We start from the raw sequence: 12608 nt of genomic DNA, 5'->3' as shown, positions 1-12608 counted from the left end.
AGTCAATATTCTGAATAATCAAACATTGGCTTAACGTTGGGCCTTTGCTTCGTTCCAAAAGACGTCCATCTGAGCCAGGGTCATCTCATTGAGTTTTTTCCCCTGGGCAGCAGCTGCCTGCTCAAGGTACTGGAACCGTTTGATGAACTTGAGGTTGGTCTTCTCCAGCGCTTCTTCTGGGTTGAGGTCAAGAAAACGGGCAAAGTTGATGAGGGAGAAAAATACGTCGCCCAGTTCTGCCGTGGCTTTCTCTTTTTCCGCCTCGGTTAAGGTGGGTTTGTCAAACTCAGCCTTGAACTCAGCCAGTTCCTCTTCTACTTTCTCCCATACTTTTGACGGTTCATCCCAGTCAAAACCTACACCGCGGGCCTTCTCTTGAATTCGCATGGCTTTCACCATGGACGGGAGCGATGAAGGAACGCCGCTCAGCACAGATTTATTGCCTTCTCTGAGCTTTAAACTTTCCCAGTTCTTTTTCACCTCTTCCTCCGTGTCGGCCTTGGTTTCCCCGTAGATGTGCGGGTGCCGGAAGATTAACTTGTCGCATTGGCTGTTGAGCACCTCTGCAATGTCAAACGCCCCTTGTTCAGAAGCAATCTTGGCATAAAAGAGCAGGTGTAACATCACATCGCCCAGTTCTTTCCTGATCTCGGGCATGTCCTGGGTCAGGATGGCCTCAGAAAGCTCGTACGTTTCCTCAATGGTGAGGTGGCGCAGGCTTTCCATGGTTTGTTTCCGGTCCCAGGGGCATTTCTCGCGAAGATCATCCAGAATGTCCAGCAAACGGTTAAAGGCGTTGAGCTGGTCCTGGCGCTTGTAAGGGGGAATTACAGGGTTCTCCATTATGCAAAGATAAACGTAATGCTAACATTTTATGTGTTATGCATCTTTTCTTAATGGTTTGGTAACACAAATGACTGAAACCTACCCTCTCTAAAGGGATTGTCGCCAACCCGTTTTCAGGGTGTTTTCGGGAAAACACCCTGAAAACGGGTACGTTCTGGGCCAGGACCTTGTCCCAACGGAGAGCGATTTTACCCTAAGATGCACGCCCCGCCCAGATTCCATAAACCACTTTGAAAAAATATAAGAAATTTTCCTGCCGCCAGCAGGATAGGCAGATTCATTTGCAGGCGTTTTACGAGTGTTTTGGAAAAATAGCCGAAAAAACGCGTTTTCTGTTTATGTCAAAGGATTGGCCTCCGCTTAAATGGGCCCGTTCCGGTGGGCCAGAAACCTGCTCTCAGGGGCCAATGCCCGGGTAAAATGGTAGCGCGAGCGGGGTGCCTGCCCAGCCTAGAAAGCCCGGGAGAACGAAGCTTTGTGCCGCAGGTGCATTGAGTTAACTCCTTTTTGCTACTTTTGCATCTTTAAAATTTGGAATCAGTGGCACTTATAAAATCAATTTCAGGAATTAGAGGAACAATTGGCGGCGAAGTAGGAGAGGCCCTCACCCCCGTGGATGTAGTAAAGTTTGCTGCGGCATTTGGGACCTGGGTACTGCAAACCACCAACAATGACACCATAGTAATAGGCCGTGATGCCCGCCTGTCCGGCGAAATGGTAAGCCGCCTGGTGGCTGCCACCCTGCAGGGGTTGGGCATTAACGTAATTGATTTAGGACTGTCTACCACGCCCACCGTAGAAATGGCCGTGCCTGCCAAGAAAGCCGGCGGGGGCATCATTCTTACCGCCAGCCATAACCCCAAGCAATGGAATGCGCTGAAACTCCTTAACCAAAAAGGAGAGTTCATCAATGACACCGAAGGCAAACTAGTACTGGAACTGGCCGAGAAAGAAGCCTTTCAGTTTGCCGAGGTTACCAAACTGGGCAAATACACCCAGAGCGATAAATTCCTGAAGAAACACATCAAAGCCATCCTGGACCTGCCCCTGGTAGACGTGGAGGCTATCAAAGCCAGAAACTTCAAGGTAGTGGTAGACGCCGTGAACTCCAGCGGAGGAATCTCGGTGCCCCTGCTCCTGGAGGCCTTGGGCGTCACGCAGATTGAGAAGCTCCACTGCGACCCCACCGGACACTTTGCCCACAACCCGGAGCCCCTGCCCGAGAACCTGGGCGAGATTGCCCGCGTCCTGGAAAAAGGCAAGTATGACCTGGGCATTGTGGTAGACCCAGACGTAGACCGCCTGGCCCTTGTGAACGAAGACGGCACCATGTTTGGCGAGGAGTATACTTTGGTGGCCGTGTCAGACTACGTGCTGCAGAACCAGGTGGGCAACACCGTGTCTAACCTGTCTTCTACCCGCGCCCTGCGTGATGTCACCGAGAAAGCAGGAGGCCAGTACTTTGCCGCCGCCGTGGGCGAGGTGAACGTGGTGAACATGATGAAAGCCCAGAACGCCATCATTGGGGGCGAAGGCAACGGCGGCATCATTTACCCAGAACTGCACTACGGCCGCGATGCCCTGGTGGGAATTGCCCTGTTCCTGACCCACCTGGCAAAATCTGGCCTGAGCATGACCCGCCTGCGGGCGCAGTACCCCAACTACTACATCTCCAAGAACAAGATAGAGCTCACCAAAGACATCAACGTAGATGATGTGCTGGCCAAGGTACAGAAGCAGTACGCCAAGCAGCCCATCAATACCATTGACGGCGTTAAGATTGAGTTTGACAAGGAGTGGGTGCACCTGCGCAAGTCCAACACTGAGCCCATCATCCGGATTTACGCCGAGTCAGACAGCCTCTCTACCGCCGACCACCTGGCCAACAAAATCATCGGCGATATTAAAGAGATTATCTCTGAGAAAGCAGAGTAGAACCCTCCTGTTTAGGGCCTGTTTTGCGTAAAATGGGCCCTAAACAGGTTTACCAAATCCCTCTCGCCCAGAGCGGAGTTTCCTTTGCCTACCCAGTCCCTACCTGAGGAAAGCCTGTAGAATATGAACCAGACCTGTTTCACCTGTTGTTGTTGTAAAAAGTAAGAATTCACATGCGTGTATATTTAGATAACGCGGCTACCACGCCCCTGGATAAAGAAGTTTTTGAGGCAATGGCTCCCTTCATGCTGGAGCACTACGGAAACCCATCCTCTATACACGCACACGGCAGGCAGGTGCGGGCCGCCATTGAAGGCGCCCGTAAAACAGTGGCAGGGTTGATTAATGCTTCCCCGTCTGAGATTTTCTTCACCTCGGGCGGTACCGAGGCCGACAACCTGGCCATCACCAGCACCATCCGCAGCCTGGGCCTAAAGCACGCCATCACATCTCCGTTGGAGCACCACGCGGTGCTGCACTCGCTGGAGGCGCTGGAGAGAAACGGTGAGCTTGAACTGACCCTGCTGCGCGTTGATGCCAACGGCGTGCTGGACCTGCAGCACCTGGAAGAAACGCTGGCCGCGCAGCCGCGCACCTTCGTATCAGTGATGCACGCCAACAATGAACTGGGCAACCTCAACGACATTCAGGCCATTGCCGAGATCTGCAAGCGGTACAACGCCATCTTCCACTCAGACACGGTGCAGACTATGGGGCACTACCGCCATGATGTGCAGACCCTGGCCGTGAATTTTCTGGTAGGATCGGCGCATAAGTTCCACGGGCCCAAAGGCGTGGGCTTTATCTACGTTGATTCTTCGGTGAAAATCCCCCCGCTGATCCAGGGCGGGTCGCAGGAGCGCAACATGCGCGGCGGCACCGAGAACGTGTACGGCATCATCGGGTTGGCCAAAGCCCTGGAAATCGCCTACCGCGACATGGACGAGCACCACCGCCACATCCAAAGCCTGAAAGACCGCATGATTGCCAAACTGCGCGAGCAGGTGGAAGACGTGCAGTTCAACGGCCTCTCGGCCGAGGCCGACAAGAGCCTGTACACGGTGCTGAACGTGAGTTTGCCAGTATCTGAGATGAACGAGATGCTGCTCTTCAACCTGGACATTTCCAAGATCTCCGCCTCGGGCGGAAGCGCCTGCACCAGTGGCGTGGACCTGGGTTCGCACGTGCTGCGGGCCATTGGCTCAGACATGGAGCGGGGCAACGTGCGCTTCTCGTTCAGCAAATACAACACCGCTGAGGAGATTGATTACGCCGTGGCTACCCTGGCCAAACTGTACCAGAAAGAGGCTGTGTAGCTCAACTCTCTACACGCCTCATGGACGTTTGGCAGCAGAAAATCACTCAGGAAATCCAGACCAGAACCCAAGCCTATTCTGAGCAGGAGCTAAGCAATTACCAGGTTCCGGCTCTGCGCAACCTTGTGGCAAAACTTTCTTCCGTAGAAGCAACCGAGCAAGAGGTAGAAGCGGTGCAGCGCATGATAGAGGACGTGGTTGCGCTGCTGCCCGCCACCCCAGCCCCCAAGAGCGATGAGTTTGGCCTGCTGCAAAAACAGATGAGTGCCCTTAAGACGGAGGTAAGCCAGCGTTTCAACCTGGTGGCCAAAGGGTTTTATAAGCTGCTATGGATGCCGTTGGGCATTAGCTTCGGTCTGCCCTGGGGGCTTGTTTTCGGCAATATTGCACTAGGCATACCCCTGGGCGTGGGCTTTGGGCTATTGGTAGGCACCCTGCTGGACCGTAAAGCCGAGAAGGACAATCGGGTATACTAACAACGGTGCTACCTGCTCAGCACCACCAAATAGAACAGAAGCGCCCGTGCTCCCAGGCCGGGCGCTTCTGTTTACGGGCTGTTCTTAGAAAAACAAGCGGTAAACAGAAACTTAACCTACGCATGGCCTAAAATCAGCGCGCATCGTAGTAGCTTTGCAGCATCATTTGACAGATCATGGCAGACATCGGCAGAGATTTACAGCAGGCCGCTTCTTATCTTACCCAAGGCGAGTTAGTCGCTATCCCAACGGAAACTGTGTACGGACTGGCCGCCAACGCCTTTGACGAGGCCGCCGTGGTGAAGATTTTTGAGGCCAAGAACCGGCCCGCCTTTGACCCGCTCATTGTGCACACGCATTCCGTGTCAGAGATCAGCAACATTGCCCGCGAGGTTCCGGACGTGGCCTACAAACTTGCCGAGCGGTTCTGGCCCGGTCCCCTGACCTTGATTTTACCGAAAGCCGAGCATATTCCATTGTTGGTGACCTCGGGGCATGACTCGGTGGGCGTGCGCATTCCTCGTCATCCGCTTACGCTGGAGTTGCTGCGGCAGCTGCCTTTCCCGGTGGCGGCCCCTAGTGCTAATCCGTTCGGGTACGTGAGCCCTACCACGGCTCAGCACGTGCAGGACCAGTTAGGCGAGCGTATCCCTTATATCTTGGACGGCGGGGCCTGCGAGGTAGGCATTGAATCCACCATCCTCCGGATTGAGGGCGATGAGGTGGAAGTGCTGCGTTTGGGCGGTTTGGCTTTGGAGGAACTGCAAGAAGTGGTGCACATCTCCAAGGCCCGCATCAAAACCTCGGCCTCTAATCCAGCGGCGCCCGGCATGCTGAGCAGTCACTATTCGCCCCGCAAAAAGATGTTATTGGGCTCTATTCCTGAAAACCTGCAAAAAGTAGACCCAGGCCGAGTTGGAGTGATTTCGCTGCAGCAAAGTTTTCCTGAAGTTCCACGTGAACAGCAGATCCAACTTTCCACTTCCGGTGATCTGAGCGAAGCCGCCCGCAACCTGTTCTCCGCCTTGCGCACCTTGGATGCTCAACCCATTGACCTGATTCTGGCAGAGCCGATGCCGGAAAGTGGCTTAGGCCTCGCCATCAATGACCGTCTGCAGCGGGCGAGTTTTCAAGGGTAGAGGCTAGCCACGTTTAGAAGCTGGTTTTAGAAAACCAGCTTCTAAACGTATGAAGAGCTTTCTACTGCATTTTTCCGCTGGCGCGAGCTTGCAGCTCGTGTCCGCACGCATTCTCTCATTTGTCATCCTGAAAGGATCTTGTGAACAAGCGGTGGAGTCGTTTTTCAACGTCTTTTTAGTTCGCCCACAAGATCTTTCCAAGATGACAAACAGGAGAAGCGTTTCTATTGGGATGGATAGAAATACCTGGATATCGAATAGCAGGCAGAAGAGGAGCAGCAATACGTGCGGACACGAGCTGCAAGCTCGCGCCAGCGTAGGAGTTTTTATTTCTCCTGCCACAATATTGCCAATCCCAAATACCTCGTAGCGTGCGCTGCTCCTACGAGTGTCTCTGCCAATCCTGTTTCCAGGCCAAATTCCTAAAAGCAAGCCCAAAACAAAAACGCCAACCCTTCAAAAAGGCTGGCGTTTCTATTCTAATGTAAGTTCAGACTACAAGTTGCGCTGAATAAACTCGGTCATTTTGGTGAACAGGTGGATGCTGGTGTTGCCGCCGCTGATGCCGTGGTTCCGGTTAGGGTAGTAGGCGCTCTCAAACGGAATGTTGGCTTTCACTAGGGCATTGGTCATCTCAATGGAATTCTGGAAATGCACGTTGTCATCGCCGGTGCCGTGGATGAGCAGGTACTTGCCGCGTAGTTTGTTCGCGTGGGTGATCGGGGAGTTGTCGTCGTAACCTTTGGCGTTATCCTGTGGCAATTTCAGGAAACGCTCGGTGTAGATGGTATCATAGAAACGCCAGTTAATCACCGGAGCCACCGCGATGGCCGCTTTGAACACATCGGCGCCTTTGGTGATGGCCAGCGAGCTCATGTATCCCCCGAAGCTCCAGCCCCAGATTCCTATGCGGCTTTTGTCCACGTAAGGTAGGTTGCCTAAGTGCTTCGCGCCTTCAATCTGGTCAATAACTTCATAGTGGCCCAGGTTGCCGTAGGTCATTTTCTTGAAATCAGCGCCGCGTCCGCCGGTACCCCGGTTATCAATCACGGCAATGATGTAACCTTGTTTGGTAAGATAACTATGCCACAGGTAATTGCGGCCTCTCCAGCTGTCTACCACTTCCTGGCTGCCCGGCCCGCTGTATTGGAACATGAGCACCGGGTATTTCTTGTTCGGGTCAAAATCAACGGGTTTGATGGTGTAGCCGTTCAGGGTCACGTTCTCCGAGGTCTTGAACTGGAAGAATTCGGGCTTAGGCATGTTGTAGGTTGCCAACGTGTTCTTCAGGTTCTCGTTGCTTTCCAACACCTTGATCTGCTTTCCGTCTGAAGTATGCAGGCTCACCACTTGCGGTGTGGTGATGGTGGAGTAGTAGTCCAGGTAGTATTTAAAATCGCGGCTCAGGTTGATGGTGTGCGTACCACGGGCAGGAGTAAGGCTTTTCTTGTTCTTACCGTTCAACCCGATGCTGTACAGATGGCGCTCCAGCGGCGAAACCTCGGTGGAGGTGAAGTACACCGTTCCGTTTTTCTCATCTACGCCATAGAAATTGCTTACCTCCCACTTGCCCTTGGTGATCTGGCGCACCAGTTTGCCGTTCATGTCATACAGGTACAGGTGGTTGAACCCGTCTTTCTCTGAGCTGTGCACAAACTGCTTGCCGTTAGCCAGGTAGGTCAGGTCATCGGTGATGTCAATGTAGGCTTTGTCGGTCTCTTTCAGCACCACTTTGCTCTGGCCGGTCTGCGTGTTGGCGTGCAGAATCTCCAGGGTGTTCTGCAAACGGTTCATTCTCCGAATAGAAAGCAGATTAGGCGTATTGGTCCAGTTGATGCGCGGGATGTACTGGTCTGGCTCGGTGCCGGTTTCCATTTTCACGGTTTTACCGGAGCCCAGGTCGAAGGTGTAGATGGCCACGGTGGCGTTTTTCTCGCCGGCCTTGGGGTACTTGAATTTATAATCTTGTGGATACAGCGGGCCCCAGATCTGCATGTTGTACTCGGGTACCTGGCTCTCATCAAACTTGTAGAACGCGATCTGATTGCCCTGCGGCGACCAGAGGAAGGCCTGCGCAAACCCGAATTCCTCTTCGTACACCCAGTCAGTGCCGCCGTTGATGATGAAGTTCCACTTGCCGTCAGTGGTGATCTGGCGCTCCTGCATGGTGGACAGGTCCACGTAAAACAGGTTGTTGTCGCGCACGAAAGCCACGTACTTGTTATCCGGTGAGAAGGTGGCGTACGACTGTTTGCCGCCCTGGCTCAGCTTCTGCAGTTTTTTGCTGGCACGATCATACACGTAGAAATGACCTTTGCTGCTGCGGCGGTAAATAGGCTCGTGTTCCGTTTCAAACAGAATTTTAGTCTCATCCGCGCTGAAGCTATAATCATCATACTCCAGCGTTTGGCCGTTTACTTTCAGGTCTTCGCCCTCCAGAATGGTGCTCACCGGCTGACCGGTAGTCACGTCTACCTGCACAATATCCACGGCCTGGTGGGCTTGGTCGGCTACTTGCGAGGAGTAAAACTGGCCGTTTCGCATCCAGTTCACGCCATAAACGGAGCGGGCCTGGAACGTGCCCTTCCGGAAAATGTCATCTAAGTCAAAGTCACGCTTTTGCTGCGCCTGTGCGGTCACTGCCAAAAAAAGACAGGAAGCCGCCACAAACCAGCGGTTCATTCTATGTTTCATTAGGTTGGTTTGAAAGTTCGTAGCCTTAAAATTAGGCATTTATTTTGGATCGGGAGTAGCCAGAAAGACGTTCGTTTTAAGGCTGATTTTGGGAAAAGGGACTTTAAACCGGAGTCGGTGGAGACACTCGTAGGAGCTGCGCACACTACGAGGTCTTTTGAGGCAACTTAGTTGCCGCAACTGAGGTCTATTCTGGTTATGAACTGGCGCGAGTCTCCAGACTCGTGCCGCAGGATGAATGGAGTCTCCGGACTCCCGAGTTCCGGTTGGTGGTTTCCAGCGAGTCTGGAGACTCGCTTTATCCCAGGGCACGAGACTTCAGTCTCGCGCCAGTTCTCTTCTACTATTTAAACTCAGGACTTAGCACTCAAGACTCAGGACTACTGCTTGACCTCGTAATGTGCGCATCTCCTACGAGTGTCTCCGCCACTGCGCATCCTGAAAATCACCTAAATCTTGAAAATCCTGCTTCTTACAGCTTCACGCACACATTCTGCGGCTCGGTGAAGAACCGTAACGCTTCCCAGCCGCCTTCCCGGCCTACGCCGCTTTGCTTCATGCCGCCAAAGGGCGTGCGCAAATCCCGAAGCAGCCAGGTGTTCACCCATACAATACCCGCTTGCAGCGCGTGCGCCAACCGGTGGGCGCGGGTGAGGTCCTGGGTCCAGACGGAGGCGGCCAAGCCGTATTGGGTGTAGTTGGCGTAGGTAAGCGCTTCTTCCTCAGTGTCAAAGGGCAGGAGCGTGACCACCGGCCCGAAGATTTCCTCGGTGTTGGTGCGGCAGGTGTGGGGAAGGCCTTCAAAGACGGTGGGTTGCAGAAAATAACCCTCGGCACACCTACCTTCTAAATGCACCCGTTCCCCGCCGGTAAGCAGCGTGCCGCCTTCTTCCTGCGCCAAGGCGATGTATTGGAGCACTTTCTGCAAATGTGGCTTAGAAACGAGGGCGCCCATTTTAGAACCAACCTCCATTGGGTCGCCTACGGTCAGGTTTTCGACCCTTTCCAGAAAAGCGGCCTTGAAACGGTCATACAGCGAGCGCTCCACCAGGATGCGCGAGCCGCAGAGGCAAATCTGGCCCTGGTTGGAGAAGGCGGCCTGCACGGCGGTGTTCACGGTGCGCTCAAAGTCACAATCCGCGAAAATGACGGTGGCGTTCTTGCCGCCCAGTTCCAAAGACAGTTTCTTGAACATGGGGGCCGCCGTACGGGCTATGACTTTGCCGGTTTGGGTGCCGCCGGTGAACGAGATGGCTTTTACCTCAGGGTGCTCGCATAGGACCGCGCCTACTTTGGGGCCGGTGCCGTGCACGATGTTCAGCACACCCGCGGGAAGTCCGGCCTCCAGACAGAGTTCGGCCAGCAGATGGGCGGTGTAGGGAGTAATCTCAGAGGGTTTGGCCACCACGCAGTTTCCGGCGGCCAGGGCAGGGGCAATCTTCCAGGTGAACAGGTAAAGCGGTAGGTTCCACGGGGAAATGCAAGCCACCACGCCCAACGGTTTGCGCACGGTGTAGTTCACGGCCACGCCTTCCATGGTGTGGGCCTCGGAGGCGAAGTGCTGCACGCCCGTCCCAAAGAAATACAGGTTGCTGCTGGCCCTCGGGATGTCCACGGTTCTGGAGAGGGAGAGCGGTTTGCCGTTGTCCGTGGTCTCGGCCTCGGCGAGGCGCTCCAAATTCTGGTCGATCAGTTCGGAGAGCTTTATCAGAAAACGGCCCCGTTTCTCAGCAGATAGGGCAGACCAAGCCGGGAACGCTGCCTGCGCCGCTTCTACGGCTGCCTGTACGTCACGCTCGTCAGAATCAGGAATCTGGGAATACACCTCGCCGGTAGCCGGATTGATGTTGGGCAGATAAGAGCCGGAAGCAGGAGCGACAAAAGCTCTGTTGATGTAGTTCTGGAGGTGGAGCATAGGGCTTCGGTTCGTTTTTAGGCAGCAATTGTGAAAGTTCAGCTCATGTAGTGGGCGATACTCCAAAAAAGATACAGAAGAATAGACGAAAGGACCAGGCCTCCCAAGATATTCATTGCTAATAGTTTATGGTGCCAGTCTTTCAGCAGCCAGACCAATCCGGCGAAGGAAAGGCTGAACAACGCGATCAGAAATCCACCCAGCTCAAAGAAGATGGGTAACGCCAGAGCGGGAATCACCAGAAAGGCCAGCGAGAGGTAGATGCACAGCTTGAGGTTCTGGCTCCCCAGCAAAGGTTTGAGCAGTTCTGAGATGGACAGCAACAGAAACGGCAGAAAAAGCAGCGCCATGAAGAAGAGGACCAGTATGGCCATGCCTCCCTCTCTTATGAAAAGAATGGTCAAAACGATGGAAGCGAGGGAAAACCCAACGGCTTGGTACAGGCTTAAGTAGAAGTTGAGTTTCTGCTGTTTCACTGCCGTGGATTTAAGGGTCTTTTTCTTCTTTCTTGTTAGAGGTTGCCTAACCTTCCGCCGTCTACCGGCACGTTGATGCCGTTGATGTACCCGGCGGCCGGCGAGGCCAGAAACGCTGCGGCGGCCGCCACTTCCTCGGGCTCCGCGAAGCGATTGGCCGGGATGCCGGCCAGGATTTCTTTCTCAATTTCCTGACGGCTCAAGCCGGTTTTCTGCATGCGGATTTCAATCAGGGAGTGGTGCCGAGCCGTGACAGTGGCGCCGGGCAGCACATTGTTCACGGTGATCCCAAACGGAGCCAACTCAAAGGAAAGAGTCTTCGCCCAGTTAGCCACGGCTCCCCGGATGGTGTTGGACACGCCCAACCCTTTGATCGGCTGTTTTACCGAGGTGGAGATGATGTTGATGATGCGCCCGTACTGCGCTTCCTTCATGTACGGCGTCACGGCCTGCACCAGCACGTGGCTGCTGATGAGGTGCGCCGCGAAGGCTTTTTCAAACTCCTCTACGGCGGCATCAAGGGCTGGTCCGCCCGCTGGTCCGCCGGTGTTGTTCACCAGAATGTGCGCCTGACCAACTTGCTTCAGGTGCGCTTCTATGCGTTGCTGTACTTCCTGGGGCTGGGTGAAATCGGCGACTACATAGGAGTGCTGCTGACTTGCCTGGGTAGACAGTTCTTGCAAGGTTTCCTGCAGGCGTTCCTCGTTGCGGGCCACCAGCGTGACGGTAGCGCCCAACTGCGCCAACTCCAGCGCCACGGCTTTTCCTATGCCCTGCGTGCTACCGCATACCACGGCGTGCTTGTGCTGTAAATTTAAATCCATGATGGGGGGAGTTCTGAGTCTTAAGTTCTGAGTCATGCGTAGACAAATTAGGAAATTATGGGATGATCTGCTTCCTGTCCGGCTGTCATCTTGGAAAGATCTTGTGGGCCAGCGGCAGAAGCGCCGCCGAAAACGCTCCTAAGTTCGCGAACAAAATCCTTTTAGGATGACCGGAAGAGGGCTCGTGTTTCTCTGCTTTACACTTCCCGTTTCGGGCCTGCTTTTTAGAAAAGGGCTCCAGAACGGCATCTATCTTTTGTGCATCAGGTTTCGTACCTTGGAGCAGTCTCAGGGCTAACGCCGAAGATATTTTCTTTACTCAACCGCTAGAACCATGGCCTTACAACCTGCCTTCAATTTCAAGAAATGGATAGACGAACACCGCCACCTGCTCAAGCCGCCGGTGGGCAATCAACAGGTGTACAAAGACAACAAAGATTTCATTGTGATGGTGGTGGGCGGCCCCAATTCCCGCAAAGACTACCACATCAACAACGGCGAGGAGTTCTTCTTCCAACTGGAAGGCGACATCGTACTCAAGGTCATCGACAACGGCGAGTTCAAAGATATCCACATCCAGGAAGGCGATATTTTCCTGCTGCCGCCCAACGTGCCGCACTCCCCGCGTCGCGGCCCCAATACCGTGGGTCTGGTGATGGAGCGCTACCGCAACGAAAGCGAAATGGACGGTTTCCAGTGGTACTGCGAGAACTGCAACACCAAGCTGTATGAAGAGTTTATCCCGGTTTCAGACATCGTGGGGCAACTGCCGGTGGTGATGAATGCCTTCTGGGAATCTGAGGAGAAACGCACCTGCTCCAACTGCGGCGAGGTCTTGGCCAAACCGGCTCCGGTGCAGTAGAAATCCAAAGGCTTGCTATATTTGAGCCTAACATAAAAGGGCCGCTTTCTAAAAAAGCGGCCCTTTTATGTTAGGCTATCTTTTTAATACTGGTTCTTGGGGGGCAGCCCAATTGTCTTTGAGTT

10 protein-coding genes are annotated in these 12608 nt (G+C 54.0%); 5 read left to right on the top strand and 5 right to left on the bottom strand.

The genetic code is table 11. The features are described 5' to 3' along the window. Nucleotides 1-30 precede the first annotated feature (30 nt). Nucleotides 31-843 (bottom strand): nucleoside triphosphate pyrophosphohydrolase, encoded by an 813-nt coding sequence (gene mazG, locus JT718_RS03685; protein ID WP_205500519.1) that lies wholly within the window; start codon nucleotides 841-843, stop codon nucleotides 31-33. Nucleotides 844-1386: 543 nt separating this feature from the next. Here mazG and glmM point away from each other — a divergent pair. The 4 genes from glmM to JT718_RS03665 all read left to right on the top strand — a co-directional run bounded on the left by glmM (nucleotide 1387) and on the right by JT718_RS03665 (nucleotide 5712). Further along, nucleotides 1387-2781, top strand: coding sequence for a phosphoglucosamine mutase (glmM, locus tag JT718_RS03680; protein ID WP_205500518.1), 1395 nt, complete (start codon nucleotides 1387-1389; stop codon nucleotides 2779-2781). Between the two features lie 173 nt (nucleotides 2782-2954). Continuing rightward, on the top strand, nucleotides 2955-4097 hold the full coding sequence (locus tag JT718_RS03675) for a cysteine desulfurase family protein (RefSeq protein ID WP_205500517.1): 1143 nt from the start codon (nucleotides 2955-2957) through the stop codon (nucleotides 4095-4097). 20 nt (nucleotides 4098-4117) lie between these two features. Then, complete coding sequence (locus tag JT718_RS03670; RefSeq protein ID WP_205500516.1) at nucleotides 4118-4573, top strand: hypothetical protein; 456 nt, start codon at nucleotides 4118-4120, stop codon at nucleotides 4571-4573. A gap of 176 nt (nucleotides 4574-4749) precedes the next feature. Next, entirely contained in the window at nucleotides 4750-5712 is a 963-nt protein-coding gene (locus tag JT718_RS03665) for an L-threonylcarbamoyladenylate synthase (RefSeq protein ID WP_205500515.1), read from the top strand. A 495-nt stretch (nucleotides 5713-6207) separates the two neighbouring features. Here the strand turns inward: JT718_RS03665 and JT718_RS03660 are convergent, their stop codons facing one another. The 4 genes from JT718_RS03660 to JT718_RS03645 all read right to left on the bottom strand — a co-directional run bounded on the left by JT718_RS03660 (nucleotide 6208) and on the right by JT718_RS03645 (nucleotide 11621). Next, nucleotides 6208-8406: a S9 family peptidase gene (locus JT718_RS03660; protein WP_240336897.1), complete on the bottom strand. Its 2199-nt coding sequence runs from the start codon at nucleotides 8404-8406 to the stop codon at nucleotides 6208-6210. A 472-nt stretch (nucleotides 8407-8878) separates the two neighbouring features. Beyond that, on the bottom strand, nucleotides 8879-10321 hold the full coding sequence (locus JT718_RS03655; protein ID WP_205500514.1) for an aldehyde dehydrogenase: 1443 nt from the start codon (nucleotides 10319-10321) through the stop codon (nucleotides 8879-8881). A gap of 38 nt (nucleotides 10322-10359) precedes the next feature. Then, nucleotides 10360-10797 carry a hypothetical protein gene (locus tag JT718_RS03650; protein ID WP_205500513.1) on the bottom strand — a complete coding sequence of 146 codons (438 nt, stop codon included), beginning with the start codon at nucleotides 10795-10797 and terminating at the stop codon, nucleotides 10360-10362. Between the two features lie 35 nt (nucleotides 10798-10832). After that, nucleotides 10833-11621, bottom strand: a complete 789-nt coding sequence (locus JT718_RS03645; RefSeq protein ID WP_205500512.1) for an SDR family oxidoreductase — start codon at nucleotides 11619-11621, stop codon at nucleotides 10833-10835. A 334-nt stretch (nucleotides 11622-11955) separates the two neighbouring features. Here JT718_RS03645 and JT718_RS03640 point away from each other — a divergent pair, with 334 nt between their 5' ends. Continuing rightward, nucleotides 11956-12483, top strand: coding sequence for a 3-hydroxyanthranilate 3,4-dioxygenase (locus JT718_RS03640; protein ID WP_205500511.1), 528 nt, complete (start codon nucleotides 11956-11958; stop codon nucleotides 12481-12483). Nucleotides 12484-12608 lie beyond the last annotated feature (125 nt).

Source organism: Rufibacter psychrotolerans, from assembly GCF_016924645.1.
GTDB lineage: Bacteria > Bacteroidota > Bacteroidia > Cytophagales > Hymenobacteraceae > Nibribacter > Nibribacter psychrotolerans.
The sequence above is the reverse complement of the archived record's forward strand: the minus strand, read 5'-3'. Positions and strand labels throughout refer to the sequence as shown.